This window comes from Paenarthrobacter sp. TYUT067, from assembly GCF_023656375.1.
Lineage (GTDB): Bacteria > Actinomycetota > Actinomycetes > Actinomycetales > Micrococcaceae > Arthrobacter.
In genome coordinates this window covers 2,546-29,359 of the sequence record NZ_JAMOIT010000034.1, presented here as the reverse complement: position 1 = coordinate 29,359, position 26,814 = coordinate 2,546, and the positions used below count along the sequence as shown (strand labels likewise).

Here is a 26,814-nt window from a genome sequence, read left to right as displayed (position 1 = left end):
CCTGGTCGGTGACATCACCTACCTGCGCACGGGTGAGGGCTGGCTCTACCTGGCTACGGTGATCGATCTTTTCTCCGGCATGGTCATCGGCTGGTCCATGGCCGGGCACATGCGCGCGAGCCTGTGCACCGCGGCGCTGCAAATGGCCCGCAACCACGGCCACCTGACCGGGGCCTCGGTGGTGTTCCATTCGGACCGGGGCACCCAATACACCTCGGATGAATTCCAGAAATGGTGCGGCGATAACTCGGTGACGCAGTCCATGGGGAAAGTCGGGGTCTGCTGGGACAACGCCGTCGCGGAGAACTTCTTCTCCCACCTCAAAACCGAGTTCTACCACCACCAACGCTACGGCTCCCGACTCGCCGCCCGAACCGGTGTCATGGAATACATCGAGGGCTGGTACAACCGCCGCCGGCCCAACCGCCGAGCCGGCGGCATACCACCAGCCAAAGCCCACACCAACTACCAAACCCGCGCCCAGCAACCCCTGGCCGCCTAACCAAAAACAACAACGAGACCTGTCTCAAAAACTTGACGACCGCAAACCCTCTATCACCGGGTGAGAGAGGGTCCGGCTAAAGCACGAGGGAAGTGAGAGAGGGTCCGGCTAAAGCACGAGGGAAGTGAGAGAGCATCCGGCTAAAGCCCGAGGGAAGTGAGAGAGGGTGGGCATGGCGAAGGCCGGGGACCTCCCCGAACCCGATTCAGGTTGAGGGAAGTTCCCGGCCTTCAGGAAACTACAGCTGGTCAAACTACAGCTGCGGGGAGCCTACTTCTTAGCGCCCTTTTCCCAGCCGATGGTGGTCCAGTCCGGAACGTTGGAGAGGCTCTTGAACAGGGACGGGCCGTAGTTGGCCAGACCCGTGCGCACGAACTGGATCTCCGGGCCGTTCAGGACGGTACCCATGGAGAAGTACTTCTCCATGTGCTTCTTCTCTACTTCCATGGCGGCCTTGTTGCGCTCTTTGTCATCAGCGATGGTTGCAAGTCGCTTGATTTCAGCGTCGAGCTCAGCGTCGCCCAGGCCGTTTTCGTTGGTGGCGGAGTCGTAGTACTGCTTCACGGCGTCGGTGGCGTCCGGGCCTACGGTGTAACCGGAGATGGTCACATCGAACTCGCGGCTACCAATCACCTTGCCGAAGTCAGCGTCACCGCGCTGGTCGATGGCAACATCCATGCCTGCAGCCTGAAGCTGCTTCTGCAGGGTCTGCGAGGTGGCAGCCGTGGTGGGGTCATCACCGAAGTTGGTGATCTTGAAGGAGACAGGAGTGCCGTCCTTGGCCATGATGCCCTTGTCGTTGGCCGTGTAGCCAGCGTCGGTCAGGACCTTCTTGGCAGCTTCCGCGCCGGTGTCCTTCACGGGGTAGTTGTCCTGGTAGTACTCGGAGAACGGCATGAGCATCATGGATCCCGAGCTTTCTTCGGACCAGTTCAGGCCGTTGAAGCGCACATCGCGGATAGCTTTGCGGTCTACGGCTGTGAAGATCGCCTTACGGACTGCGACGTCGGTCAGTGCCGGCCGCTTGGCGTTCAGGTTCAGTCCACCAGCAAACAGGCGCTGACCGCGGCGGACCTCGGAGTTGGTGGTGCCTTCGAGCTGCTTGTAGCGGCCCAGTGTGCGGCCGTTGGCCGCATCGATTTCACCGTTCTTAAAAGCGGCAATGGTTGCGCTGGGTTCCATCTGACGCCAGATGACCTTTTCCAGAACCGGCTTCTGGCCCCACCATTTGTCGTTGGGAACCATGGTGACGGTCTTGGCCGTGGTGTCGTAGTTCTCCACCTTGAACGGTCCTGCCATCCATTCGGGATGCATGTTGCCGGCAAATCCGGTGTTGAAGATTTCCGGGGTGTTGATGGCCGGGTGGATCAGGCCGAAGAACAGGCCTTCCAGCGGGAAGACGGGCTGGGTGGTGGTGACAATGACTTCTTTGTCGTTGGCCCCTGCTTTGACGGAGTCCACAAAAGCGTAAGCACCGGCGCTCACGATGTCGATGGACTTGTCCTCACCGCGGAGCATCTTCCAGGTGTTCTCAAAGGTCTTGACGTCGATGGGGGTTCCATCGTTCCACGTCGCTTTGTCGTTGATCTTGATGGTGACGGTCTGCTTGCCGTCCTTGACTTCGCTCTTGACCTCTTCGCAGAAGTCCTTGTTGGGCTCTGCCTTGCCGTCGAAGTCCAGCTTCCAGCAACCGCCGATGCCACCGCTGTTGATGGACGCGGTGTTGATAGGCGTCATCAGCGCGGAGTTGTCGGCACTGTTGCCCACATTGGAGAACCCGTTGAAGTCGGGACCAATGCTGCCTACAGCCAAGGTGACGGTGCCACCCTGCTCCAGGTCTTTGGCTTCCTTGGCGTTGACGCTGATCAGCTTGCTGATGTCGCCGCCGCTCTCTTCGGCCTTCTGCGAGGCCGGACCCGACGGCGTTCCCCCGCCGCAAGCGGTCAGCATGAGCGTTGCTGCGAGCGCTACGCCACCGATCGTCGTGTATTTCTTCATGGTTTGCCCTTCATGTTTACGACTGAAATATCTTGTGCGAATTGAGACCAGGGATTCTTCAATGCTTCATATGTCGTCAGGCATGCACCACCAGCATGTCGGCATCTATCTCTCCGTCCGGGAAGAAGCAGGCGAAGTCCTGTGTGCCTTCCTTTTCCGAAGCCAGTGGCGGCTCCAGAGTAAGGCACTTTTCCTGCTTTGCGGCAGGGAGGGCGGCAAACACGGGACACCGGGTGGCGAAGTTGCATCCCTTGGGAGCATCAAGCGGGCTGGGAAGGTCACCCTGCAGGATGATGCGTTCGCGGGTGCGTTCCAGGGAAGGGTCCGGCACCGGGATCGCGGACAGCAGTGCCCGGGTGTAGGGGTGGCGCGGGTTGTCGAAGACGTCGTCCACGTCTCCGGTTTCCACAATCTTGCCGAGGTACATCACGGCCACACGGTCTGAAATGTGCCGGACCACCGAGAGGTCATGCGCCACCATCAGGTAGCTCAGGCCCAGCTCTGCCCGGAGCTTGTCCAACAGGTTGATCACGCCGGCCTGGACGGAGACGTCCAAGGCAGAAACCGGTTCGTCCAGGACCACGAGCTTGGGGTTGACCGCCAGTGCCCGGGCAATGCCGATGCGCTGGCGCTGGCCTCCGGAGAACTGGTTGGGGAAGCGGTTCACGTGGTCCGGTTGAAGGCCTACCAGCTTCATGAGTTCCATGATGCGTTTCTTGACGGCGGCCTTGGGCATCCCCAGGTTTTCCAGCGGTTCGGCCAGGACTTCATACACGGTGAAACGCGGATCCAGGGCGCCCGTGGGGTCTTGGAAGACCATCTGCATTTCTTTGCGCATGGCCATGGTGGTCTTGTGGTTGGTTGCTGCCTTGTTGCTGACGCCGCCGATCACCACTTCGCCCACCTGGTCAGGGTGGAACTCCATGATTTCCAGGAGCGTGGTGGTCTTGCCGCAGCCGGACTCCCCCACAATGGAGACGCACTCGCCTTCGCGGATGTCGAAGCTCAGGCCGTCCACGGCCTTGACCGTGCCGATCCGTCGCTTGATCAAGGCACCTTTGAGCAGCGGGAAGTGCTTCTTCACGTCCTTGAGTTCCAGGACCTTGGTACGCTCGCCGCGCGCCACGCCGTCGAACTTTGAGATGGGCTTGGGCGGTGCGTGGAAAATCTTGTGAGCGTCAGCGTTGCCGGACAGTTCGCCAGCCTTGATGCAAGCGGCTTTGTGTCCCAGGGTCTGTCCCTCAACACCCGGCACCGGGAACAGCTCCGGCTCACCGTGCAGGCAGGCGTCGCTGACCAAGGGGCAGCGGGCGGCGAATGAGCACCCGGTCACTGGCAATGCGAGGTTGGGCGGCGTTCCTTCGATAGGAACCAGCGACTGCTTGGTGGCGGTGTCCACGCGCGGGACGGCACCCAGCAAGCCGAGCGTGTACGGCATCCGGGGGTTGTAGTAGATGTCCTCCACAGTTCCGGTTTCCACGGGCTTGCCGGCATACATGACCATGATGTCGTCGGCCATGCCGGCTACGACGCCGAGGTCGTGCGTGATCATGACGACGGCGGCGCCGGTTTCCTCCTGCGCGGTGTGCAGGACTTCCAGCACCTGCGCCTGGATGGTGACGTCCAACGCCGTCGTGGGTTCATCCGCTATAAGTACGCGAGGATCGTTGGCGATGGCGATGGCGATCATGACGCGCTGGCGCATTCCGCCGGAAAATTCGTGCGGGAATGCTTTGAGCCGGTCCTTGGGGCTTGGGATGCCCACCATCCGCAAAAGGTCGACGGCGCGGGCTTCTTTGGCCTGCTTGCTCATGGTGGGGTTGTGGACCGTCAGTGCCTCGATGATCTGGTTACCCACCGTGTAAACGGGAGTGAGCGAGGACAGCGGGTCCTGGAAGACCATGGCGATGTCGCTGCCACGGTGCTTGCACATGGCTTTGTCGCTGAGGCCCAGGAGTTCCTTGCCTTTGTAGCGGACGGAGCCGGTGATGTCAGCGGTTTCAGGGAGCAGCCCCATGATGGCCATGGACGTGACTGACTTGCCGGAACCGGACTCGCCCACAATGCCCAGGGTCTTGCCGGGCATGAGGTCGAAATCCACGCCGCGGACTGCGTGGACTACGCCATTCTCGGAGTTGAACCGGACGTTCAGGTCGCGGACGCTGAGGACGGCGTCACCGGGGGCGTAGAGTCCGGCGTCGCGGAGGCGTTCGGCGGGAGTGATGTTGGTGCTCATTTGGTGGTCTTCTTCGCAGTCTGGGGCTTGGCCTGCTTCGCCCGGCCAATTGAACTGGAGCTGGGATCGAAGGCGTCACGGAGTCCGTCGTTCATCATGGCCAGCGAGCCTGTCAGCAGGAACATGACGGTCAGCGGAACCCAGAACATCCACGGGAAGGAGGACACCTGCCCCGTGGCTTGCCCGATCAGGACACCGAGGCTGACATCAGGGAGTTTGATGCCGATCCCGATGAAGGAGAACGCGACTTCGGCCAGGATGGCGCCGGTGATGCCACGGGTGAAGTCGAGGACCAGCAGCGAGCCGATGTTGGGGACAAGGTGGCGCCACACGATGCGTCGGGAGGGGACACCCATGTATTTGGCGGCTTTGACGTAATCGCGCTGCATGAGGGACATGGACAGCGAGCGCACCAGGCGGGCGGTTCCCATCCAGCTGAAAAACAGGAGCACGACCACCAGCAGGAGCCAGCTGGGCAGGTCCTTCAGCCCACCGCTGCCGCTGGTTGCCACTGCCACCACCAGAATGGCGGGCATCATGATGAGCGCTTCGAGGATGAACAGCATGGTGGCGTCCACCTTGCCGCCGAAGAACGCCATGGTGCAGCCGTACACGGCGGAGATCAGGACAGATAAGCCGCCCACGATCAGACCGATGAGAATGGACGTCCGGGTGCCATCGACAATGAGCGCCATGAGGTCTATACCGGCCTGCGTGGTGCCGAGCAAGTGGTCCGGCGACGGCGGCATGCCAATGTTCAACGGATCAATGGTGTCCTTGTCCCATGAGGTGAGGAACCCGCCAAAGATCGAGAAAAGGAACAACGCGAGGAAAATGAACAAGCCGGCGACGGCGGTCCGGTTCCGCATGAAGCGGCGGAAGATGATTCGGGACTTGCCAATGACGACGTCCTGGTCGCCAACCCGGGATTCGTCGATTTCCGCAATGGGATCAATGATGTTTGTCATTACTGGACCCTCACTCGTGGATCGACCAGTGTGGTGGCGAAGTCAGCAAGGATGGCGCCGATCGCGAAGATCACTGACCCGTAGGCCAAGGTGGCCGTGGCCACGTTGACGTCCTGCAGGCTGATGGCCTGGATGCTCCAGAGGCCGATTCCTGGCCAGGCGAAGATGGCCTCGGCGAAGAAGCCGCCGGTGAAGATTGCGGGGATGGTGAACGCGATGCTCTGGGCAACCGGGATGAAGGACACGCGCAGCGCGTGCTTCCTGATGGCCTGGTTGCGGGTGAGTCCTTTGGCCCGGGCGGTGCGGACAAAGTCGGCATTGACGTTGTCCAACAGGTACTGCCGCTGGGCGATCTGGTAGCCAGCCCAACCAAAGACGGTCATCGCGAAGGTGGGCACGGCATAGTGGGCCACCATGTCAACGAAAGCGGGCCAACCGGGGTCGATTCCCGGCGTCGAAATTCCTGTCACGAAGAAGATGCGCTCCCCGACGGCCTCGTTGATGCCGATGGCCCCGAGCTGCACCAGGAAGTAGGCGATGGGCGCGGGGAGGATGTGGACAAGGTAGCTGTAGGACGTGATGACGCGATCCTGGAACTTGTACTGGCGTGCGGCGGAATAGACACCGAGGGCGACGCCGATCACCAAGGTCAGGATGATCGAGGCGATGAACAGCCGGGTGGAGACCAACACGCGGTCGGCGAACTCGGCGTTGACGAACGCGCCGTTGGGGCTGCGGCCCCAGTCCCAGCGGGTGACAATGCCCCAGAGCCATTGAATGTACCGTTCCCACGGGTTCAACTCCGGATCAAGACCGAGTCCCCTGAAGGACGCCGCTACCTGTTCGGGAGTTGGCCGCGGGATTTTCTCCTGCTCCAGAACTGCGGGCTTCAGCGACGAGACCGCCAGGAAGTACCCCGCACTCGTGGTCAGGAAGATCATGATCAGGTAGATTCCCGACCGCTTCATCAGATATTTCAGCATGTCGGGTGGCTGCCCCGAATCGTGGCAAAACTCAAAGCTCGTCCTTCCGCGGTTCCCGGCTGTGGCCGGCGTCAGCTGCGAAGTTGCGCAGCGGGTGGTTGGGTCCCCACGCCCCTTCAGTGATCACCAGCCCTGTATGGCATGCGTCACATTCAAGAGGAAACTACCACAATAACTGCTTCACGTTTTGCTTCACGGTGTCCAGTTTCGCGGCTGCAGCCAGATTGTTATGTGCAGGTTGCGTCATGTTTAGGACCCCAGCGATACTTATGGGCTCACCGAGGAGCGGGCAGGAGTGCCCCCACGGGCATATTCGCCGGCCCTTGGCTGTTTAGGCCGCGCGCAGGAGCCGCGTGATCAGCTCACGCCAGGAATCCGCAAGCCGGGTGGGTGAAATGCCCCGGACGCGGACGTCGTCCACGATTCGCTCAGGGTCCAGAGCGTACGTCAGGGACATCGCCATCACCCAAGGATCCGCGATTCCCGCCTCCCGCAGCAGGACCTCCATATGTCGATGCGAAAGTTTGGTCGCGGGAACATCGAACCTGTTGCGGGTTGCAGCCCCGGCGGCCTTCAGGAGTTCACCGTTTTCCAAGACGAAATAGATCCGCCCCTCGCCGAACGCCACCAAACGATCCTTCGGTGACGCCCCGGGACCCAGAGGGGGTGGGCCGAACATGAAAGCAGCCTGGAATTCAGATTCCGAATCACTCAGCAGCGTCATCATCAGCCCGGCGCGGCTGCCAAACCGGCGGAACACAGTCCCCTTGCCCACCTGGGCCTTGCAAGCGAGCGCATCCATGGTCAGCGCTTCGGCACCAAACTCGGCCACCAGATCCCGGGCAGCGTTGAGGAGGCGCTCGCGATTTCTCGCTGCGTCGCTGCGCTCGTGGGGCGCACCTAGGGGCACGTCCGGCCTCATGGGGATCGAGCTCACAGAAATATTCTAGACCCCGGGAATAGAAAGCGGACCATAGTCCGTTTAGTATCGATGAAGGCCACAAAGCCCACACAACGCAGGTCGGACCCGCAAGGCACCGGCCAGACACAAGGAGACACCATGTCCAAGAGCACAGTTCTTACCCTCGTCGGCAGCCTGCGCGCCGATTCCCACAACAAGAAGCTCGCCGAAGCCATCCAGCTGAACGCACCCGAGAACGTTGATGTGCAGATTCACGGCTCGCTGGGCACCATCCCCTTCTACAACGAAGACATCGACGTCGAAGGCCAGGTCCCCGCCGAAGCCGCCGCCCTCCGCGCTGCAGCAGCCGACGCCGACACCATCCTGCTGGTCACCCCCGAGCACAACGGCACCATGCCCGCCTCCCTGAAGAACGCCATTGACTGGCTGTCCCGCCCGTTCGGTGCCGGCGCCCTCTCCGGCAAGCCGACCGCCGTCGTCGGAACCGCCTTTGGCCAGTTCGGTGGCGTGTGGGCGCAGGATGAGGCCCGCAAGGCCGCCGGGATCGCCGGCGCCAAGGTGCTTGAGGACGTCAAGCTTGCAGTACCGGGTTCCATGATCCGTTTCGCTGAACTGCACCCGAAGGACGACGCCGAGGTTGTAGAGCAGATCAAGGCCATCTTCGAGCCCCTGACCGCCGTTCAGGAAGAAGAAGAAGCAGCAGCCTGATCCCCCGCTTTTGATGCCCCCGTTCCGCTAGCCGCGGATCGGGGGCATTCGCGTTCCAGCGGCCTGCCTCGGCGGGCGTGATCAACTCTTGTCCGAACCGTCACCGGAACGGCATGTTGTGTTCGGCCATCCCGTCCTACCGTTGGAAGTACAGGTGGATGGACAGGAGCGCGGGGCTGTCATGCATGCCGGACGGGGAACAAAAAGCACGACGGCGATCACCGCTGCCTGCCTCATCTTCGGTCTGTGGGTGGCTGGCTGCACTACCGCACCTACCCCAGCTGCCGGCCCCACCCCCTTACCGACGGTTTCGGTCACCCCACGCTCCCCATCACCCAGCACCGCGCCCACGGCATCCGCGCCCGCTGCGTCAGTTCCTGCCCCACCTGCTCCTCCCCCTGCACAGTCCGGGACTCCCTCCGTTGCCGTCCCTGCCGCTCCACCCTCGCCGGCAACACCCACTCCCGCGCCCTCGATCACACCTTCCGAGGCCCCGCCGACCCAGCCGACCGCCGTCGTCGAGCCCTCACCCCAGCCAGGCACCAGCGCACCTGAACCAACAGCCACGCCCACCGTCATCCCCGTGGATGCTGACACCACCGGGCCGGCGGTCTACTACGTGGCAATTGACGACGGCGGCGCCCGGGGCGTGCGGTTCGGCTGCAACGACAGCCTGGTACCCGTCAGGGGCGTTGCCGTACCCGGCGATCCGCTGTCCGTTGCCCTCGGTCGGCTCCTGGAAGCCGGAATGCCAGTGGATAGCGATGCAGCCCTCTACGACGCGCTGGCCAATTCGTCGCTGCGCTATCTCTCCGGCTACATGAACGGGGCCACGGTGGTGGTGAACCTCAGCGGATCACTGCGGCCCGGGGGTGTGTGCGACATCCCGCGCATCCAGGCGCAACTGACGCAGACCATAGTGCAGGCCAGCGGCGCTTCACGTGCCGAGATCTACGTGAACGGCCGAACACTGACAGAGGCGCTGAGCGTGCGGTGATGACGGGCTGCCGGTGGCCCCGCAACCCGTTGTGAAGCCGCTGTTCCGTTGTCGCCCGGCAACGTGATAGCGGGCTGGCAACGTGATAGCGGGCTGGCAACGTGATAGCGGGCTGGCAACGTAGTAGCGAACTGGCGGGGCTTGGAGCTTCATGCCGTGGCGATTGCCAACACCCTCCGTAGCGCCCACCCCACGCGAAGAAGCGCCAGGACGGAAGCGAACGCCAGCAGGAAAGCCAGAGCCTCCGGGATCCACAGTCCCGTAACGGAGTCTCCCTCCAGAACCACCGTGACCATGGCGGCAACCACCAGCAAGCCCAAACCAGGGATGGCAAAAAGGAACACCTCGCCGATCTGGCGCCGGTGTGTGGCGGACAGCTTCTCCAAGGGAAGTTCCCGCTGACCTGGTGCAGCTTTCTTTCCCAACACGTTGATCAACATGGACACGCTGGTGAGAGTCAGCCCCGCCGTGGCCCCGGCCAGGGTGGCGAGTGTCTGGAACAGTGTTCGCCGGGCCCCAGGGTCCACGCTCTCCAGCATCAGCGGTTGACGCGCAAGCAGCGATATTGCCAGCCAGATGATCACGGCAAGCGCAGCCCAAGCGAAGTCAGCACCGGGATGCAGGAGAAACCAACGCCACAGAGTCCTGCGGCGCCCGTTCCGCTGGACGTCAACCTCGTACAAGCTCATGGTCGCCACCACCTTGGCTCTCCCCTGCTGACTGATCCGCCTCTCCGGCCGCCTTGCCTGCCTTTCCAGCTACTTGACGGGCCCTTTCAGCTACTTGCCCGGCCCTTTCAGCTACTTGCCCGGCCCTTTCAGCGCTCTCCGCGGCCGCCAGTGCCGCCCGGACAGTGGCCATTCCACCCGCAACGATGTCCGGCACCATACCCGAATCAGCTGAGCCCTTGATGTCCGGCAAAGTCCTGGCGAAAAACGCCTCGTTGTCCCTGGCTTGTTTGTTGAGGATAACGATTGCTTCTGCGGTGGATTTTTGAGGATCGTTGAAGACGTCCGGGTCCACGTCGATGTGCGAGATGAACCGCTCCTTGAGAAGGTCCACCACTTCACGGTCCCCAGTCAGGGAGTCCTTGCCCTCAGCCACCACGTAGTCGAAATGATCCACGGATCCGGCCCGGCGAAAAAGGTGGATCAGTTGTTGGATCCGCTCCCGAATCCGCTGCTTGTCCTCGGCCTTGCCGGACCTGCCAACGCTCAAGGAAATCCGGAACGTGCCCTGATTCATGAGACGGGAAGCGCTGTCCAGGACGTCCGCCCATTCGCCGTCCATGAGCTTTCCGGACAAACGTTCAGCAGGAAGCGCGAACTCGAAACGGCTCACCTCCAGCCGGGTCAGGATTTCCTCGATGTCCTCGCGGACTACCGGCACCAGGCTGGGCTCAAGTCCCAGCATTCCTTCGAGGTACTCGCCCAGCCTGGACGCACGTGGTCCGTTACCGCTGGTCAGCACCGCGATGACATTGCGCTTCAGGAAGGCAAAGTACGTGGTCTCCAGCAGGTGGTCACCGGGAGCCAAAGGCAGGGGCTTGCGGCGGCCAAGAGCATCGCCGACACTCGGCAGGTTGGTGTCCCTTACCCTGTCCAACAGCAGCACTGGAAACGGTGATGATGCGGCGGCCTGTGCGAGCAACACCGTGCCGTCGACGCTCGTGAAATGCCTGTCCGTCCCCGTATCCTGGGCCGTCTTCAACACCTCGGCCACACGGCGGGCCGGAAACGGACGGCTGAGATCGTCACCGTTCAGCTGCTCGATCCGCCAGAACTGCACACTGCGCCGTGCCATGGATACTCCCCTCGTCTTCCGTGACCCACGCTAGTGGCGAGGTCTGACATTAAAGCCGCGCGCCGCCGTCGTGCCTCATCCGGTTCCCGGTGCAGCGAAAGGTCACAGACTGTATTTGGGCCCCGGCGCGAAGAGCGAATCCATCTCATCATGGCTGCGCGTGCCTGAGAGCCCGGCCCAGTTGCCATCGCCGAGGATCTCCTTCGCAACGCGGGCCACCTGGGCGTACGCCGCTTTGGCGGTGTTGCCACCGATGCTGACGCGCCGAACGCCGGCGTCGTGCAATTCCAGAGGCGACGGCGCACCGACTCCCGCAAGTGCGTTAAGCGGGGCGGGAATCCGGTTGGACAGCTCGTGGAGGACATGCAGATCCACCACGCCGGGAACGAAGATTCCGTCCGCACCCGCCGTGAGGTAGGCCTCGGCACGCCGCAGGGTCTCCTCGTAGGCGGTGTCCGGGAACTCGCCTGACAGGTACGTGTCCGTGCGGGCATTGATGAACAACGGAATGCCGCGCTCGTCAGCGACCAGGCGGATCAACGCGATCCGGCGCGATTGCTCGTCGATGTCAGTGAGCGGCTCAGTCGCGGAATCCTCGATGTTGATTCCCACTGCACCTGCGTCCAGGACGGCGTGGACGGTCGCCCGGAGTTCATCATCGGTTCGCCCGTAGCCCGTCTCGATGTCGGCCGAAACCGGCAATCGGGTTGCCCCCGCGATGCGCCCCAGTGCTGCCATGGCCAAACCCCACGGCACGTGGTCCCCGTCGCGGAACCCCAGGCTCCAGGAAACGGCTGAACTCGAGGTGGCAATCGCCGTCGCACCTGCCTCCTCCACAACCCTGGCGGACGCGGCATCCCAGACGTTCACCAACACCAAGGGGGCGGGCCCGGCGTCGTGGAGCTTATGGAAGTGTTCGGCTTTGGTCACGGATCCCCGGTGCGCTGTCATAGCTACATTCCAGCCTTTCCCGATCCCCGCGTAAAGCGTGACCTGAGAAAGTAAAAGCTTACGAAAACATATGTTGCCTCATTAGCAACATCGGGGAGTATCCTGAGACTGTGACCCACGAAACATTGGATGCCGGCGCAACGCTGCCCGCTGAAGCCATCGACGCCATTGAGCGGGCCGCCACGGCCTCTCACCCGCACGAGGAACTGTTCTCCGCGCGGGCCGCCAACATCAAACAGTCCGCTGTCCGGGACGTCTTCGACATTTCCATGCAACCAGGCCTTGTCTCCCTTGCTGGCGGCAACCCCTACTTGCAGTCGCTGCCGCTGGAAAAGCTCGGCCAGACCGCCGCCCGCATTATCGCGGAGGAGGGAATGACCGCCCTGCAGTACGGCGGCGGCCAAGGCACCGAAGAACTCCGCCAGCAGATCTGCACCATCATGGCCGCTGAAGGAATCACCGATGCCCACCCCGACAACATCGTTATCACCGCGGGATCCCAGTCGGCTCAGGACGTTGCCACCAAGGTCTTCTGCAACCCCGGGGATGTTGTGTTGGTGGAGAACCCCACATATGTAGGCGCCCTGAACACGTTCGAGGCGTACCAGGTTCAGGTGGAACCGATCGAAATGGACGACGACGGCCTGGTACCGGAACTGCTTGAGGCCAGGATCGCGGCACTCCAGTCAGAGGGCAAGAACATCAAGTTCCTCTACACGATCCCCAACTTCAACAACCCCTCCGGCATCACCTTGGCCGAGGAGCGCAGGCAGCGGATCGTCGATATATGCCGCACTGCGAATATTATTGTCCTCGAGGACAACCCCTATGGACTGCTGCGGTTCGACGGCCACCCGATCGCCCCCATGCGGGCCGCCAACCCGGACGACATCATCTACCTCGGCTCGTTCTCCAAGATCTTCGCTCCTGGACTCCGCATTGGCTGGGCGCTTGTTCCCGCACACTTGCAGCGGCGCTTCTACCTGGCCTCCGAGGCAGTGACGCTCTGCCCGCCGCCACTGAACCAGATGCTCGTCTCGGCATATCTCCGCGAGTACGACTGGCAAGGTCAGATCGACACCTACCGGGCCCTCTATGCAGAGCGCTGCAAGGCACTCCTGTCCGCGCTCCAGGAGTACATGCCGGCCGGACTCACCTGGACCCGCCCGGATGGCGGCTTTTTCGTCTGGGTCACCCTGCCTGAAGGCGTAGACACCTATCCCCTGCTCGGAAAGGCGATCGACGCCGGCGTAGTCTTCATCCCCGGCGCAGCCTTCTCACCAGCCGACGGGCCGTCCAATAAACTCCGCCTCGCATTCAGCGCCGTGCCGCCGGATACGATAGCCGAAGGCGTCCGCCGATTGGCCCCCGTCCTGGCGGAAGCCATTGAAGCTACCAATGAAGGAGCACCGCAATGACCGGAGTTGTGATTGTAGGAGTAGACGGCAGCGAGACCGCAATGAGGGCAGCGCAGGCCGCCCAGCAGTTGGCGATCGGCCTCGGAGCCAGCCTTCGCGTGGTGAGTGCCTTCGACAGCAACCGGACAGAGGTTGTTGAGATCGGCACGGACAAGTGGATCGTCTCCGATGCCGCCGAGGCCGAAGCTGTGGCCCGCGCAGTAGCCGAGCGTCTGGCTGACGACCGCCTTGAGGTCACCTACTCTGCAGCCCGCGGCAAGCCCGGGGAAGCTTTGGTCAAGGAAGCTGAAGTGCATGAGGCCCGCCTGATTGTGGTGGGTAATCGTCGCATGCAGGGCTTGGGCCGCGTGCTTGGAAGCGTAGCCAACACCGTGGCACACACGGCACCCTGCGATGTCTACATCGCCAAAACCGACCAGCCGTAAAGCGAGCTGAATCACGCGGCCGGGTGGGGAGTCTCACCCGGCCTTTGGCGCCCTTTAAGCAGGATCCCCAACGTCATCGTTATAAAATCGAGATGCCCCCAATGGCGCGTGCCACCTCCACTTACTAACTTCAGGGGATCATCTTTTGCTTACTTTGCAGCCGCGCCAGCGCGTGGGACACGACATTCTGCTTGCCCGCCACGGCAACCACATCAGCACCATGCGCTACGACCGGGGCAACGATCGCATCATCGCCATGCTCGACGACGGCTCCTGGGACAGCGCCCCCAACATGATCTCCCCCAGCCTTGAGATGCCCGAAACATTCGGCAGCGTCTTCCGCAAAGATTGGCGCTTCCTGTCCCTGGCGTGCGTCGCCATGGTGACCGTGGCCGCCGTCGCCATGGGCATCAGTGTTGAGATGGCAAACCACATGTCGACGACGGAACTTCAGGCGCTGCTGGTCAGTTACCCGGCGTTCTAGCGCCCTCGCGTTCCCCGGACTTAGGTCCCGCCGGGACCGCAGCCGCGGCGACCATGCCGTCGTCGAACGTGAGAGCTACCTGCCCTCCGCACTTCCGCCTGCGCAGCAGGAAAATAACGGCTCCGACTGCATGCCACGCGGCGCCCAGCAGGTACGTGAACCAGGCCAGCGAAGTCCATAGCCAGGCGATGAAGGCAAAACCCAGCACCGGCATGACCAGATTGCGCACAATCCCCGCTGCTCCCCGCTTCCGCAGGTCGAAAAAGACCACCTTGATGGTTGCCAGGTTCACCACGGCGAAGGCGACCAGAGCCCCGAAGTTGATCATGTACACCGCCTGTTCCAGCGTGATGACAAGGGCAATCAAAGACACCGCAGAGACAAGCACCGCTGCGAAGTAGGGCGTCCGGAAGCGCGGGTGCAGCCTCGCCAAGGCCTCGGGCAGAATCCTGTCCCTTCCCATGGCATAGATAACCCGGCTAACGCTCATCTGGGCAGCAGTCCCGCACAGAACCAAACCGCAAAGGTTCACGATCACGAAAACCACCATGAGCACATCCCCTCCTGCGCGCTGCATGAGTTCGGTCCCCGCGGCATCGAGGTTCATGATGGATCTCCACTCGGGAGCGATCAGACTACCGGCCACGGAAAACACGGTGTAGCCCAAGCCGGCAAAAAGCGTGGACAGGACGATGCCCCGCGGCACATCGCGTTGGGGATTCCGAGACTCTTCGGAGAGCGTGGAAACGCCATCGAATCCCAGGAAGGCAAAGGCCACAATGGCAGCGGCCGCCATCACCGGTGCGACCCCACCTTCCCCCGGAGTCAGCGGCCGGGTAAGACTGTGGAAGGACACATCCGGGGCATTGACCACTGCCAGGACGAGGAACACCAGAATCACAAGGACCGAAGCCGCCACCACCACGATGTTCATCTTCTTGATCCAAGCAACACCGATCACGCTGAAGAGCCCCACCACCATCAGGCAAATCAGGACAGCGAGCTGCGGCGGTATGACGGGCACCAGGCTATTGAGATACAAGCCGAACAGCAGGAAGTTCACCATCGGCAGGAACAAATAGTCCAGCATCATGGCCCAACCCACCAGGAATCCGACCGGGCTGCCGAAAGCCCGCGAGGCGTAGGCGTACGCACCACCAGTAACGGGGACGTGCCTGGCCATCTGGCCATAGCTATGCGCGGTGAACAGCATCGCCACCAGTGCAGCGATGTATGCGGCCGGTAAATGCCCGTCACTGATCTCCGTCCCAGCCCCATAGACCGCCACCACGGACAGGATGCCCATTGATGTCAACCCAAAAGCGATGAGCGACGGTAGGCCCAGGACACGCTTGAGCGTAGGGGCCGATTGCGGTCCATCCGTTGCGTTTTTTCCAGTGATGGTCATGGTTCTCCTTGATGCGATCCAGGTCACATAAATGAATGTTGTTCATTAGAGTAGATCGCTCATGAGCCCATGTACAGCTTTGGTATCCCAGAAAAGCCAGCGACTTGGTTCTGTATCGACTTCTCTGCGAAATTTGTAGCCTCTTTGGTGCAGTCTTCTTGCCTTTAGCGAATTTTGGTATACCTAAATGAGGAAACGAGAGGACGCGAATGATGACACAAACGCCATCGACCGGCAGCAAGGATGAGCCCTCTCCAGGGCGGGGTTTGCTGTTCACGCCGGGTTTTGTTGACGCGCATATCCACCCCGACAAAACCACATGGGGCTCCGGCTGGCTATCCCGTTCACCGGCGCACACGCTGACGGATCTCATAGGGAACGATCTGAAGGCACAGCTCGAGTTCCAAGACAGCGTCGAGGACCGGGCTTTTGCCCTCATGAGCCATGCTGTGCTCAACGGAACCATGGCAATGCGGGCCCACGTGGACGTTGCCCCGCAAATTGGCCTCAGGAACATCCACGGTGTCCGTGCAGCCGCTGAGCGTTTAGCTCCGTTCCTGGACGTTCAGGTGGTCGCCTTCCCGCAGTTCGGACTGCTGAGCAACCCCGGCACGCTCGATCTCATGGAGGCCTCCTTGGCGGACGGGGCTGACCTTGTGGGAGGCATAGACCCGGAGTCAGTGGATGGCGACCTGCATGGACATCTGGATGTCATCTACGCGCTGGCGAACAAACACGGCAGGGATCTTGACATCCACCTGCACGACGTCGGCGCAGAAGGGTTGGCGCAGCTGCGTCTCATCGCCAAACGCACCGTAATCGAAGGCATGCAGGGCAGAGTCACCATCGGGCACGGCTTTGCACTCTGCGATGCCTCACAACCCGCCCTGGGCTTTACCTTGGACGCCATGGCCGAGGCCGGAATCTGGATGGCTACCTGCGCCCTGGGAGCAGACCCCGTACCTGACCTTGACCTCTTGGAAAAGCATGGGGTCAAGGTTGCCGTCGGATCAGACGGAGTCCGCGATGCCTGGTCACCGTTCGGCACCGGCAGCATGCTGGATCGCGCACACCTGCTGGGGTACCGCACAGGAGCATCCACCGATGCCGAGTTGGAGCGTTGCTTCCGGCTTGCCAGCTCAGCTGGGGCCGAGCTTGTTGGATCCGCTGCGGTAAGGAGCTTCACCGGTTCATCATCCCCTGATCGGCTCGAATTTGCTGCGAACTCCATCCCGGAGCTTGTAGTAGACCGGCCCGCTCCTCTGCGGGTGGTGCGGGGCGGTGGAGCCGTAACCCTCGACGGTTGAGGGCACCGCACGCCTGAAGGTGCTGCGGCTACGAGGTGCTGCGGCTAGAGCATCCACTCCCGCAACAGCCACCACAGGCCGGCGATCACAATGCCTCCAAACAAGGAGCCTGCAATGACCTGCGCTAGGGTGTGGGCCCGCAAAACCAGCCGTGACCAGCCAACAGCCGGCACGAGGAGCAGCAAAGGGAGCCAAGCCGGCCCAAACATGAGGATGGCAATCACCACTGCGGCCGCCAGGGCCGAGGCATGCCCACTCATTTTCCAGAACGCACTGACGACGGCTAAAACCCCGATGCCCCCTATGAGCGCGATGATCATCACCGTGACTCCCACAGGGCCGTTAAGCAAGTGCAGCACCAGCAACCCAACTAGCACGGAAACAAGCGTCATCAGAAGCAACGCGGGCCGTTGACGGCGGTCGCTGACGTGATGGTCTGTGATCCTGCCCAGCTTCACCATCACCAGGACATAGGCCAAGGGCAACACGCAGACGAACATCGCCGCGAGCAGCCCGAACCACATGGTCCCTGGGAACCCGGGTTCCGTAGCAGGGCTGATCATCAGAAGAACGAACACGACAACCGGTGGCTGGAAAACTTCCGTCAGCACGCGGGCCACCCTGCGCATCGGCCCAGTCACCACGTGAAGCTGTCCGTGGCCGGTTTCCTCCAGTGTTGCCCCGGCGCCAGAAGTAATCCCGGCGCCAGAAGTAGTCCCGGCGCCCGCTGTTGTCCCGGCTCCGGTACGGGCTTTCTCGTCAGTCAAGCAGAAGCGCCGGTTCTTCGAGTATGGAGGCTACGTCCGCCATGAAGCGTGCGGACAAATCACCGTCTACTACGCGGTGGTCGAAGGAACCCCCGAGCGTGGTGATCCAGCGGGGAATGACCTCGCCGTCCAGGACCCAGGGCTTCTGCTTGATGGTTCCGAACGCAATGATGGCTACTTCGCCGGGGTTGATAATGGGAGTTCCTGTATCAATGCCGAGTGCGCCGATGTTGGTGATGGTCAGACTTCCACCCTGCATCTCAGCCGGCTGGGTCTTCCCTGCCCTCGCTTTGGTCGCAAGCTCGTTGAGGGCCAGGGCCAGTTCCTTGAGGGACAGGTCCTGGGCGTCCTTGATGTTGGGGACCATGAGGCCCCGAGGAGTCGCGGCGGCAATGCCCAGGTTCATGTAGTGCTTCACCTGGATTTCCGCACCACCTTTACCGTCGACGTTGTCCACCCAGGTCGCGTTGACGCTGGGGTTTCGTGCCGCGGCCCAAATCACTGCTTTGGCCAGGATAAGCAGCGGCGACACCTTGATACCTTCAAAGTCGCGGGAGACCTTTAGCCGCTTGACGAACTCCATAGTCCGGCTGGCATCCACATCCACGAAAATGCTGACGTGCGGAGCCGAGAAAGCCGAATCCACCATGGCCTTGGCGGTCGCCTTGCGTACGCCCTTGACCGGCATCCGCTCTACACGCTGGTCCTGCGGTTTCTTGGAAGCCCCCCAGAAGCTATCGGCCTGGTCAAGCTCGGCGTCGCGTTGGGCCTGGTAGCTCACCAGGTCCTCGCGGGTCACTTCGCCGCGTTGGCCGGTAGCCACCACATCTGCGAGATCGATTCCCAGATCCCGCGCGAATTTGCGTACGGGAGGCTTTGCCAGGACCTTGTTGACCAAGCCGCTGATGGTTCCGCCGATAGCGGCACCGCGGGAGGCCGCGGCCTGCGGCGCTTCGGGTTTGGCCGGCGTCCGGGGCTCCGGTGTACGGGATTCCGCTGTACGAGATTCTGCCGCGACCACGGCGGAGGCCGCCGTCGTGCGGTGTGCAACCGAAGCTTCGGCTGCTTTGGCTTCAACGGCTGCCTGATGGTCCTGTACGGTGCCCTCCGCGCTCTCGGCGATGGTGGCTGCCTCAACCACTGACCCGGCTGGGCGTTTGCGCGCACGTCGCTTGACGGCGTCGGCCTTGGGGCCGGAACCGACCAACGGCCCGCCGGCCGGACGGTTGTCATCGCCGTCGTCGGTAGGCAGCTTGCCGTAAAGGGGCGTCTCGACGACGGGGGCCTCCGGAGCAGCCGGCGTTACCGGTGCAGCGTCCCCGTCCTGTTCTTCCGAAACAGCGATGATCGCCGTGCCCACCTCAACCGTGATGCCTTCCTCAACCAGCAGCTCGGTGACAGTACCCGCAAAAGGCGAAGGGAGCTCGACGAGGGACTTGGCGGTCTCGATCTCGCACAGGACGTCGTTGATGGCAACGACGTCACCCGGCTTGACCTTCCAAGCCACTACCTCGGCCTCGGTCAGGCCTTCGCCAACGTCCGGCAGGTTGAATTTCTTTACAGTCACAGTGGTCCTCGTTTTCCGGTTACCCGGCAGCGAAGCCGGGCTGGATCAGGGCGGTTAGTAGGACGGCGGTGAACAGGCGGTCCTGGTGGAACCGGCGGTTCTAGTAAGAGAAGGAGCGGTCGAGCGCCTCAAGGATTTTGTCGATGTCCGGCAAGTAGTCCTCTTCCACCTTGGCGACGGGGTACGGCATGTGGAATCCACCGACTCGGATGACCGGTGACTCCAGGTGCAGGAATGCCCGTTCACTGATGCGGGCAGCGATCTCTCCGCCGATGCCACCGAACGTGGGGGCCTCGTGGGCTACGATCAACCGGCCAGTCTTCTTTACCGACGCTTCCACAGTGTCGAAGTCCAGAGGTGAGATGGAACGGAGATCGATGACTTCAATGCTCCGCCCGTCCTCCGTGGCAGCGTTCGCCGCCGCCAGAGCCACTGGCACCAGCGGGCCATAGGCCACGATGGTTGCATTCGTGCCTTCGCGGACAACGTGCGCTTTGAAGGGGTCCTCGGACAGCCCGGCGTCCTCTACATCAACCTCACCCTTGAGCCAGTAACGGCGCTTGGGTTCGAAGAAGATCACGGGGTCCTGGCATTCAATGGCCTTCTGGATCATCCAGTACGCATCGTGGGCGTTTGAAGGCGAAATGATGCGTAGGCCGGCAGTGTGCGCGAAGAGCGCCTCGGGAGACTCGGAGTGATGCTCGATGGAGCCGATGCCGCCGCCGTACGGGATGCGGATGACCACAGGAACGGTCAACTTCCCGAGGCTGCGCGCGTGGATCTTGGCCAGCTGGGTGGTGATCTGGTTGAAAGCCGGGTAGACGAAGCCGTCGAACTGGATCTCGCAGACCGGCGAGTATCCGCGCAGCGCCAAGCCAATGGCAGTGCCGACGATGCCCGATTCAGCCAACGGGGTGTCCACGACGCGTTCGTCGCCGAACTCTTTGATCAAGCCATCGGTGACACGGTAAACACCGCCCAGGTGACCGATGTCCTCGCCCATCAGCAAGGACTTGGGGTTGTTCGTCAGCGATGCCCGGAGACCTTCATTGATGGCCTTCGCAATGGTCATTGTTGCCATCAGTTCGCTGCCTCCTGGTCGCTCTCAAAGCCGGCCGAGTATTCCTCGAACCAAGCAAGTTCTTCCGCAATCAGCGGGTGTTGTTCGGCGTACACGCTGGCGAAAGCATCGCGGATGTCCGGGACCTCGAGGCCATGTGTTGTGCTGCGGACGTACTTGGCGAGTTCATCGCCGTCGGCCTTTACTTGGTCGAAGAACGCTTCGTCCGCCAGGCCTTCGGTGCGCAGGTACTTCTCCAAGCGGTCCAGCGGATCCTTTTCGCGCCAGGCAGCTTCTTCCGCGGATTCCCGGTACTTCGTGGGGTCATCGGCAGTGGTGTGTGCACCTACCCGGTAGGTGTAGGCCTCAATGAGCACAGGGCCCCGGCCCTCGCGGGCATGCTCGAGAGCCCACTCGGTAACAGCGTGGACGGCGATGACATCGTTTCCGTCCACCCTGATTCCCGGGAAACCGTAGCCCTTGGCACGGTTGGCCAACGGAACCTTGGTCTGGACCTCTGTGGGCACCGAAATGGCCCAGTGATTGTTCTGGCAGAAAAACACCACAGGAGCGTTGTACGACGCAGCGAAGACCATGGACTCGTGGACGTCGCCTTCAGAGCTTGCGCCATCACCGAAGTAGGCGATAACCGCTGCATTGGGGTCCGCGGAATCTGTAGCCGCAGCGAGCTTCTGGTCTCTCTGGATGCCCATGGCATAGCCAACTGCGTGGAGTGTTTGAGCTGCGAGGACCAAGGTGTACAGGTGGAAGTTGTTCTCCCGGGGATCCCAGCCGCCGTTGGAGACGCCACGGAACTGCTTGAGTAGTTCGGCAAGGTCCACGTTGCGGACCAGGGCGACGCCGTGTTCGCGGTAGGTGGGGAAAATGTAGTCCTGCGACTGGCTTGCGTGGGCCGAACCGATCTGCGCGGCCTCCTGACCGGTCAGCGGTACCCACAAGGCAAGCTCACCCTGACGCTGCAGTGCCGTGGCTTCCTGGTCAAAGCGTCGGATCCTTGCCATGTCTGTGTAGAAGACACGGAGTTTCTCGGGGTCAATCCGCTTGGCGTAGTCCGAAAAGACGGGATCGGATCCCAATGTCCCGTCAGGTCCGAGCAACTGCACCATTTCCACTGGTTCGCCTGGCGCGGCTGCTGCCGCGGTGGTTGCCGCGAGAGTTTCTTCCGTCCCGGGGGGCAGTTGTGTCGAGCCCATTCCGTCTCCTTGCTTGCCGTGGCGAGGCGCCGGGCAATGTCTGTCGCTGGGATATATGCCCGTTCCGGAATGCATTCCGGAACGGGCATATATTTTGGCTTTCGTCCCTTACTTTATCGGCAGTAAGTAGCGTTGGCGCATTTGTTAACCGCTAGGAACCTTGCGGAGCCTTTGTATAACCTGCACAGAGATCCAAGAAGCGGGTGTTGGCTTCCACCTCGCCAATGCTGACTCGTACACCCTCGTTTCCAAAGGCACGGACTGACAGGGCCTGTTCCGCCGCCAAAGCAGCAAACTCCGCGCTGTGCTCCCCAAGATTCAACCAAACAAAGTTGCCTTGAGCCTCTGGAACAAACCAACCGAGTTCCCTCAGGCCAGCCGTCACGCGATCCCGTTCATCCACCAGGCTTTGTACCCTTTCCACAACCTGATCGAAATTCTCGATGGACGTAACGGCAGCTCGCTCCGCAATCTGGGAAACGGCGAACGGAGTGGCCGTCACCCGGAGATGCTGGGTCAGCAAGGGACCGGAGACACTGTAGCCAACGCGCAGGCCAGCCAGGCCGTGCGCTTTGGAGAAGGTCCTCAGAACCACCACATTGGGGTATTTACGGTAGAGCTTGATGCCGTCCACAGCCTCCGCATCCCGGACGAACTCCTGGTACGCCTCATCGATGACAACCACCACATTTGGCGGCACCGCCTGGATGAAGCGTTCCGTTTCCTCGGCCGTAAGGATGGGACCAGTAGGGTTGTTCGGCGTACACAGGAGGATGACCTTGGTGCGGACGGTTACTGCGGCAGCCATGGTTTGGAGGTCGTGGCGCCCGTCCGGCAGCAGCGGAATTTGGACACTTGCTGCCCCGGCGAGGCCGACGCAGATGGGGTACGCCTCGAAGGAGCGCCAGGCGTAAATCACCTCGTCCTGCTTACCGTCGTCATTCTGCCCTGCAAAGGTGCCCAGGATTTGGTTCAGTGCCCCCAGGCTGCCGGCGCCCGTGACAACATCGTCAGCCGGAACATCAAGGAAGTCAGCCAAGGCGTTACGCAGCTTTGTGGCCAGCGGGTCCGGATAGCGATTGATATCGGTCTGATCTGCGATTGCCTGCAACACTGCAGGAATCGGAGGCAGAGGGTTTTCGTTGGACGACAATTTATAGCTGGTGAGGCCCGCAATCGCAGCAGGTGGTTTACCAGCTGCATATTTGGGGAGCCTGTCCACGACCGGACGAGGGATTACGCCCTCCGGTACGTTGTCAGTAGTAGTCATGGCTTCAAGCCTACTTGCCCACCCATGGCTGACACCGAGCTCTTTAACAGCAGCGTGTGAAAGCATGGGTCCATGGGTTCATTCATCATTCGTGTCTTGATCAACGGGCTTGCCTTGTGGGTTGCAACCTGGCTCCTGCAAGGCATGGACATCTCCACCAGCGCCACGGAATCGGCCGCGGCCAACGCCGGACTCACCCAGGGCGCAGACACCGCCGGCATCATCCTGGCGTACCTGTTCATCGGCCTGATCTTCGGAGTGGTGAACGCCTTCGTCCGCCCCTTGGTCAGGCTGTTGTCCCTTCCGGTGACCATCCTGACGCTGGGTCTGTTCACTATCGTGATCAATGCAGCCATGCTGTACCTGACGGCATGGCTGAGTACCTTCACGCCCGTGCACCTCACTATTGACTCCTTCTTCTGGACAGCAATCCTTGCCTCCATCATCATCAGCATCATTTCCATGGTGGCGGGCCTTATTCCGGGTGCCAAGAAGCGCTAACACTTCCCCATCCGGACACGTCCGTACGAGCCCTACCTTGTTGCAGCTCCCTGCTTAGTCTTCTGGATGGTAGGTGGCGAGGGTGGGTGTGGAGACGGCGGTTGGACCGGAAGCGGAGCTCTTTCCAGCTTGAACCGAGTCACCTTGGCAACGCCGCCCACGCCCACAACACCAACAAACGCTGCAGTCGAGGCTGCCAGTGACTCGTCATGGCTCGCGGTCACCAGCGCAGCTCCTGCAGCATAGTTCTCCTGGGAATGTCCGGGGCCGATGCCGGGATCCTGCCCGTCCGGAGTTTTGACCTCATTTGTCAGCGTCACCGTCACCCGGTCTTTTGTGTCGACGTTAACTCGGCCTTCGGCTCCAGGAACCCAGTCTTGGGTATGTTCCAAATGCAGTGAACTGATACCGGGCTCGGGGGTGATGCCTCCCACGGGCGATCCGGCCGTGAGCACATACTTAAGGTCGAATTCTTCGAGGAACGCCCTGTTCTGGCTGAGATTCATGGCGTGGAGACCTCCTTGGCTATGTCCTACTGCCACCACTTGATCGCCCGCCTCAGCTCCGGCTTCACGGAGTGCCTGGCCAACGGCAGAGACAACTTCTTCAGAGTCGTATCCCAGTGCTTCGCCAATTCCCTGCGTGTCGAAGGGGTTGGAGCTGGGTGAATGAGGTTGGGTGCCCGGGATCAGTACCATCCAAGAAGGCGAGCCGCTGTTGTCGAGGCAGATAATCTCAATCTCACCGTCGTTGCGGGCATGGAGTCTCTCGAGACGACGAAGGCTTTCCGCCATGGACGGTTCCATATCCTCGACCGATTCGTCCATCTTTTCGATGCTGACGGGTCTTGGTCGCATGTCCGAAAGCCGGGGCACCTCAAGGATCTGGTGAACGACGCCCCCTGGAGTCGTCCAGAATGGAAGAAGACCTGAGGCCAGATAGTTGCTCATATCCCGGGTAGGCGGCCAGGCCGGCTTTATCTCGCTAAGGTTCGGGAGCAGCGGCAGGACGTTTTTGGCTTCCCCTTCCACATAATCCCGGTGGCTTGCCCGCACACTTGCGCTGACCTCCACCAGTTCCTGCCGGACTCTTCCCACTTCCTTGCGGCTCTCGGCCACAGCATTGAGGGCTTTGCAGCCTGTTTCATAGGAGTCGTACAGAAAGGGTTCCAGGCCGTCTTGGACCTGGCGGGCCTCGTTTTCTATACCCACTAGTTGTTGAACCAGTCCATCGAGCGTTCCCGCGCCGCGGAGGAGTTCTTCGAGCTGAAAAGACATTCCGCCCACACCTCCCCTGATACTGAGGATTCCATCGTTGGCCGGAGGGGTGGGCTGCGGCGCTGCGCCGGCCCCGACGGGAGCTGAATCTGCCATCACTGCCCCCGTTCGCTGGAGACGGAGACGTTCTGAGAGTGCCTGAGCACCACCGCCACTGCGGCCTCCAGAGACTCACGTGCTCGCATCAGCGCTGAAGCATGCAAGGCAAGGGTTGTCCTGTATGCCCGCCCGGCAGGGGAGAGCCAGTCGTCTACCTGGGCTCTGCGCAGCGACGCAAGGACCACGTCCACTTGGTCCACGCACGATTGCATTCGCCAGGCCAACCTCTGTACTTCATGGCTTCGGGAAGCGCACTGCAAGGGATCAAATATGGGCGGGTTGGGTGCAGGCATCAAGCCGACGCTCATTGTCTGTGTACTCCATTGATTGTTCTGCTGATCGATAAGGTCGACGCTACGGAGCAGCAGAACCCACCGGAAGTTGCTTTGTCGCTTATGTGGATAACCTGAACGGCCGTCCACATAGCCTCGTCATGGTCTGCATGACCCCTCGCGGAACATGAAAGAATAGGCATCATGGCTGAATCCCTCCGCGTGTCTCTCGCTTCCGAACCCCTCGCCCTTGGCGCCCTCGACGGGCGCTACCGTGCCGCCGTCGCGCCCCTCGTGGATTACTTGTCCGAGGCCGCGCTTAACCGCGATCGCGTTCACGTCGAGGTCGAGTGGCTCATCCACCTGACCAGCCAGTCCGTTCTGCCCGGTGCCGGGCCTCTGTCTGACCAGCAGGTGGCCCAGTTGCGTGCCATCGTTACCGAATTCAATGCTGCGTCCGTCAACGAACTCGCGGAAATAGAAGCCGTCACCGTCCACGACGTCAAAGCTGTTGAGTACTACATCGGCCGCCGGCTAGGGGCACTCGGCATCGAGAACCTCACCGCCATGGTGCACTTCGGTTGCACGTCCGAGGACATCAACAACCTTTCCTACGCTGTGGGAATCAAGGGTGCGGTGGAGGATGTGTGGCTGCCCAACGCCACCGCCCTGGTGAAGCAGATCGAGGCCATGGCCGAGGCAAACCGCTCCGTGCCCATGCTGTCCCGCACCCACGGCCAGCCAGCCACGCCCACCACCTTGGGCAAGGAACTTGCTGTCATTGCTCACCGTTTGAACCGCCAGTTGGCGCGCATCGCCAAGACTGAGTACCTCGGCAAGATCAACGGCGCCACCGGAACGTACGCAGCCCACGTGGCTTCAGTTCCCAGCGCTGACTGGGAAGCGGTCGCCAAGACGTTCGTGGAAGGCCTGGGCCTCACGTGGAACCCGCTCACGACGCAGATCGAGAGCCACGACTGGCAGGCTGAGCTGTACGCAGACATCGCGCGCTTCAACCGCATCCTGCACAACGTTTGCACGGACATCTGGAGCTACATCTCCATCGGCTACTTCCGTCAGATTCCGGTTGCCGGGGCCACCGGCTCCTCCACCATGCCGCACAAGGTGAACCCGATCCGCTTCGAGAACGCCGAAGCCAACCTGGAAATCTCCAACGGGCTCTTGGACACTTTGGGGGCCACCCTGGTGACCTCCCGCTGGCAGCGCGACCTTACGGACTCCTCGTCGCAGCGGAACATCGGCGTCGCATTCGGCCACTCGTTGCTCGCCATCTCCAATGTGGCCAAGGGTTTGAAGGCCCTCGACGTCGCAGAAGAGGTCCTCGCGGGCGATCTCGACACCAACTGGGAAGTCCTTGGCGAAGCCATTCAGATGGTCATGCGGGCCGAGGCAATTGCCGGCGTCGAAGGCATGGAAAACCCTTACGAGCGCCTCAAGGACCTTACCCGCGGCCAGCGTGTGGACGGCGCCCGCATGCAGGAATTCGTGCAGGGTCTTGGCCTCTCCGCTGACGCCGAAGCCCGCCTGCTCGCGCTGACCCCGGGCAAGTACACCGGCATCGCGGACAAACTGGTGGACCACCTTCAGTAGGGATCATCTGTTGTAGTACAGAACGCTCGACGACGGCGGGCCGGGGCTGGGGGGGCCCCCCCCCCC

Annotated in this window: 25 protein-coding genes; 9 read left to right on the top strand and 16 right to left on the bottom strand. The window is 61.8% G+C overall.

Annotated features, from left to right (window positions below; genetic code table 11):
• A partial coding sequence (locus tag MOD31_RS21405; RefSeq protein WP_250821649.1) for an IS3 family transposase occupies positions 1–502 on the top strand: 502 nt, incomplete at its 5' end.
• Between the two features lie 270 nt (positions 503–772).
• Here the strand turns inward: MOD31_RS21405 and MOD31_RS21400 are convergent.
• The 5 genes from MOD31_RS21400 to MOD31_RS21380 all read right to left on the bottom strand — a co-directional run bounded on the left by MOD31_RS21400 (position 773) and on the right by MOD31_RS21380 (position 7,624).
• Complete coding sequence (locus tag MOD31_RS21400; protein ID WP_142937565.1) at positions 773–2,500, bottom strand: ABC transporter family substrate-binding protein; 1,728 nt, start codon at positions 2,498–2,500, stop codon at positions 773–775.
• Between the two features lie 76 nt (positions 2,501–2,576).
• On the bottom strand, positions 2,577–4,736 hold the full coding sequence (locus MOD31_RS21395) for an ABC transporter ATP-binding protein (protein ID WP_250821648.1): 2,160 nt from the start codon (positions 4,734–4,736) through the stop codon (positions 2,577–2,579).
• The gene (locus MOD31_RS21390) at positions 4,733–5,704 is read right to left on the bottom strand and encodes an ABC transporter permease (RefSeq protein ID WP_142937563.1); all 972 of its coding nucleotides are present in this window, start codon (positions 5,702–5,704) and stop codon (positions 4,733–4,735) included. Before MOD31_RS21390 ends, MOD31_RS21395 begins: the two co-directional genes overlap by 4 nt.
• Positions 5,704–6,687, bottom strand: coding sequence for an ABC transporter permease (locus MOD31_RS21385; protein WP_142937562.1), 984 nt, complete (start codon positions 6,685–6,687; stop codon positions 5,704–5,706). The genes MOD31_RS21390 and MOD31_RS21385 overlap by 1 nt, the downstream gene beginning before the upstream one ends.
• Positions 6,688–7,018: 331 nt before the next feature.
• The gene (locus MOD31_RS21380) at positions 7,019–7,624 is read right to left on the bottom strand and encodes a TetR/AcrR family transcriptional regulator (protein ID WP_250821647.1); all 606 of its coding nucleotides are present in this window, start codon (positions 7,622–7,624) and stop codon (positions 7,019–7,021) included.
• A 123-nt stretch (positions 7,625–7,747) separates the two neighbouring features.
• Here MOD31_RS21380 and MOD31_RS21375 point away from each other — a divergent pair, with 123 nt between their 5' ends.
• On the top strand, positions 7,748–8,317 hold the full coding sequence (locus MOD31_RS21375; protein ID WP_142937561.1) for an NAD(P)H-dependent oxidoreductase: 570 nt from the start codon (positions 7,748–7,750) through the stop codon (positions 8,315–8,317).
• Positions 8,318–8,471: 154 nt separating this feature from the next.
• Complete coding sequence (locus MOD31_RS21370; RefSeq protein ID WP_308196394.1) at positions 8,472–9,314, top strand: GerMN domain-containing protein; 843 nt, start codon at positions 8,472–8,474, stop codon at positions 9,312–9,314.
• A gap of 149 nt (positions 9,315–9,463) precedes the next feature.
• On the opposite strand, the gene MOD31_RS21365 is transcribed toward MOD31_RS21370, so the two are convergent.
• From MOD31_RS21365 to MOD31_RS21355, 3 genes are all read right to left on the bottom strand, one after another.
• Positions 9,464–10,003 carry a hypothetical protein gene (locus tag MOD31_RS21365; RefSeq protein WP_250821646.1) on the bottom strand — a complete coding sequence of 180 codons (540 nt, stop codon included), beginning with the start codon at positions 10,001–10,003 and terminating at the stop codon, positions 9,464–9,466.
• On the bottom strand, positions 9,984–11,117 hold the full coding sequence (locus MOD31_RS21360; protein WP_250821645.1) for a hypothetical protein: 1,134 nt from the start codon (positions 11,115–11,117) through the stop codon (positions 9,984–9,986). The genes MOD31_RS21365 and MOD31_RS21360 overlap by 20 nt, the downstream gene beginning before the upstream one ends.
• A 102-nt stretch (positions 11,118–11,219) precedes the next feature.
• Positions 11,220–12,068: an isocitrate lyase/phosphoenolpyruvate mutase family protein gene (locus MOD31_RS21355; RefSeq protein ID WP_142937558.1), complete on the bottom strand. Its 849-nt coding sequence runs from the start codon at positions 12,066–12,068 to the stop codon at positions 11,220–11,222.
• Between the two features lie 110 nt (positions 12,069–12,178).
• Between MOD31_RS21355 and MOD31_RS21350 the strand changes: the two genes are divergently transcribed.
• From MOD31_RS21350 to MOD31_RS21340, 3 genes are all read left to right on the top strand, one after another.
• Positions 12,179–13,486 (top strand): PLP-dependent aminotransferase family protein, encoded by a 1,308-nt coding sequence (locus tag MOD31_RS21350; protein WP_142937557.1) that lies wholly within the window; start codon positions 12,179–12,181, stop codon positions 13,484–13,486.
• The gene (locus MOD31_RS21345; RefSeq protein ID WP_142937556.1) at positions 13,483–13,911 is read left to right on the top strand and encodes a universal stress protein; all 429 of its coding nucleotides are present in this window, start codon (positions 13,483–13,485) and stop codon (positions 13,909–13,911) included. Before MOD31_RS21350 ends, MOD31_RS21345 begins: the two co-directional genes overlap by 4 nt.
• Positions 13,912–14,083: 172 nt before the next feature.
• A complete protein-coding gene (locus tag MOD31_RS21340; protein ID WP_142937623.1) occupies positions 14,084–14,395 on the top strand; it encodes a hypothetical protein in 312 nt (103 codons plus the stop codon).
• On the opposite strand, the gene MOD31_RS21335 is transcribed toward MOD31_RS21340, so the two are convergent.
• On the bottom strand, positions 14,376–15,803 hold the full coding sequence (locus tag MOD31_RS21335) for an APC family permease (RefSeq protein ID WP_250821644.1): 1,428 nt from the start codon (positions 15,801–15,803) through the stop codon (positions 14,376–14,378). The two genes, MOD31_RS21340 and MOD31_RS21335, sit on opposite strands and share 20 nt — an antisense overlap.
• Positions 15,804–16,015: 212 nt before the next feature.
• Here MOD31_RS21335 and MOD31_RS21330 point away from each other — a divergent pair, with 212 nt between their 5' ends.
• Complete coding sequence (locus tag MOD31_RS21330; protein WP_250821643.1) at positions 16,016–17,110, top strand: amidohydrolase family protein; 1,095 nt, start codon at positions 16,016–16,018, stop codon at positions 17,108–17,110.
• Between the two features lie 44 nt (positions 17,111–17,154).
• On the opposite strand, the gene MOD31_RS21325 is transcribed toward MOD31_RS21330, so the two are convergent.
• From MOD31_RS21325 to MOD31_RS21305, 5 genes are all read right to left on the bottom strand, one after another.
• A complete protein-coding gene (locus MOD31_RS21325; protein ID WP_250821650.1) occupies positions 17,155–17,751 on the bottom strand; it encodes a phosphatase PAP2 family protein in 597 nt (198 codons plus the stop codon).
• A 118-nt stretch (positions 17,752–17,869) separates the two neighbouring features.
• On the bottom strand, positions 17,870–19,444 hold the full coding sequence (locus MOD31_RS21320; protein ID WP_250821642.1) for a 2-oxo acid dehydrogenase subunit E2: 1,575 nt from the start codon (positions 19,442–19,444) through the stop codon (positions 17,870–17,872).
• Between the two features lie 100 nt (positions 19,445–19,544).
• The gene (locus MOD31_RS21315) at positions 19,545–20,525 is read right to left on the bottom strand and encodes an alpha-ketoacid dehydrogenase subunit beta (protein WP_250821641.1); all 981 of its coding nucleotides are present in this window, start codon (positions 20,523–20,525) and stop codon (positions 19,545–19,547) included.
• Positions 20,525–21,718 (bottom strand): pyruvate dehydrogenase (acetyl-transferring) E1 component subunit alpha, encoded by a 1,194-nt coding sequence (pdhA, locus tag MOD31_RS21310; protein WP_142937551.1) that lies wholly within the window; start codon positions 21,716–21,718, stop codon positions 20,525–20,527. The genes MOD31_RS21315 and pdhA overlap by 1 nt, the downstream gene beginning before the upstream one ends.
• Positions 21,719–21,869: 151 nt before the next feature.
• A complete protein-coding gene (locus MOD31_RS21305; RefSeq protein ID WP_223941169.1) occupies positions 21,870–22,988 on the bottom strand; it encodes a histidinol-phosphate transaminase in 1,119 nt (372 codons plus the stop codon).
• 72 nt (positions 22,989–23,060) lie between these two features.
• Here MOD31_RS21305 and MOD31_RS21300 point away from each other — a divergent pair, with 72 nt between their 5' ends.
• Complete coding sequence (locus MOD31_RS21300) at positions 23,061–23,489, top strand: phage holin family protein (RefSeq protein ID WP_142937549.1); 429 nt, start codon at positions 23,061–23,063, stop codon at positions 23,487–23,489.
• Between the two features lie 32 nt (positions 23,490–23,521).
• Here the strand turns inward: MOD31_RS21300 and MOD31_RS21295 are convergent, their stop codons facing one another.
• Both MOD31_RS21295 and MOD31_RS21290 read right to left on the bottom strand, forming a co-directional pair.
• A complete protein-coding gene (locus tag MOD31_RS21295; RefSeq protein ID WP_223941170.1) occupies positions 23,522–24,862 on the bottom strand; it encodes a hypothetical protein in 1,341 nt (446 codons plus the stop codon).
• Complete coding sequence (locus MOD31_RS21290) at positions 24,862–25,065, bottom strand: hypothetical protein (protein ID WP_238703314.1); 204 nt, start codon at positions 25,063–25,065, stop codon at positions 24,862–24,864. Before MOD31_RS21290 ends, MOD31_RS21295 begins: the two co-directional genes overlap by 1 nt.
• Positions 25,066–25,341: 276 nt before the next feature.
• On the opposite strand from MOD31_RS21290, the gene purB reads away from it, so the two are divergent.
• On the top strand, positions 25,342–26,748 hold the full coding sequence (gene purB, locus MOD31_RS21285; protein WP_250821640.1) for an adenylosuccinate lyase: 1,407 nt from the start codon (positions 25,342–25,344) through the stop codon (positions 26,746–26,748).
• The last annotated feature ends 66 nt before the right edge of the window (positions 26,749–26,814 follow it).

Excerpts from the sequence above, each read along its gene's own strand:
- MOD31_RS21330 (WP_250821643.1), top strand. The coding sequence starts at position 16,016 with ATGACACAAACGCCATCGACCGGCAGCAAGGATGAGCCCTCTCCAGGG.
- MOD31_RS21365 (WP_250821646.1), bottom strand. The coding sequence starts at position 10,003 with ATGAGCTTGTACGAGGTTGACGTCCAGCGGAACGGGCGCCGCAGGACT.
- MOD31_RS21345 (WP_142937556.1), top strand. The coding sequence starts at position 13,483 with ATGACCGGAGTTGTGATTGTAGGAGTAGACGGCAGCGAGACCGCAATG.
- MOD31_RS21300 (WP_142937549.1), top strand. The coding sequence starts at position 23,061 with ATGGGTTCATTCATCATTCGTGTCTTGATCAACGGGCTTGCCTTGTGG.
- MOD31_RS21355 (WP_142937558.1), bottom strand. The coding sequence starts at position 12,068 with ATGACAGCGCACCGGGGATCCGTGACCAAAGCCGAACACTTCCATAAG.
- MOD31_RS21335 (WP_250821644.1), bottom strand. The coding sequence starts at position 15,803 with ATGACCATCACTGGAAAAAACGCAACGGATGGACCGCAATCGGCCCCT.
- MOD31_RS21390 (WP_142937563.1), bottom strand. The coding sequence starts at position 5,704 with ATGACAAACATCATTGATCCCATTGCGGAAATCGACGAATCCCGGGTT.
- purB (WP_250821640.1), top strand. The coding sequence starts at position 25,342 with ATGGCTGAATCCCTCCGCGTGTCTCTCGCTTCCGAACCCCTCGCCCTT.
- MOD31_RS21385 (WP_142937562.1), bottom strand. The coding sequence starts at position 6,687 with ATGCTGAAATATCTGATGAAGCGGTCGGGAATCTACCTGATCATGATC.
- pdhA (WP_142937551.1), bottom strand. The coding sequence starts at position 21,718 with ATGGGCTCGACACAACTGCCCCCCGGGACGGAAGAAACTCTCGCGGCA.
- MOD31_RS21400 (WP_142937565.1), bottom strand. The coding sequence starts at position 2,500 with ATGAAGAAATACACGACGATCGGTGGCGTAGCGCTCGCAGCAACGCTC.
- MOD31_RS21295 (WP_223941170.1), bottom strand. The coding sequence starts at position 24,862 with ATGGCAGATTCAGCTCCCGTCGGGGCCGGCGCAGCGCCGCAGCCCACC.
- MOD31_RS21315 (WP_250821641.1), bottom strand. The coding sequence starts at position 20,525 with ATGGCAACAATGACCATTGCGAAGGCCATCAATGAAGGTCTCCGGGCA.
- MOD31_RS21360 (WP_250821645.1), bottom strand. The coding sequence starts at position 11,117 with ATGGCACGGCGCAGTGTGCAGTTCTGGCGGATCGAGCAGCTGAACGGT.
- MOD31_RS21305 (WP_223941169.1), bottom strand. The coding sequence starts at position 22,988 with ATGACTACTACTGACAACGTACCGGAGGGCGTAATCCCTCGTCCGGTC.
- MOD31_RS21395 (WP_250821648.1), bottom strand. The coding sequence starts at position 4,736 with ATGAGCACCAACATCACTCCCGCCGAACGCCTCCGCGACGCCGGACTC.
- MOD31_RS21375 (WP_142937561.1), top strand. The coding sequence starts at position 7,748 with ATGTCCAAGAGCACAGTTCTTACCCTCGTCGGCAGCCTGCGCGCCGAT.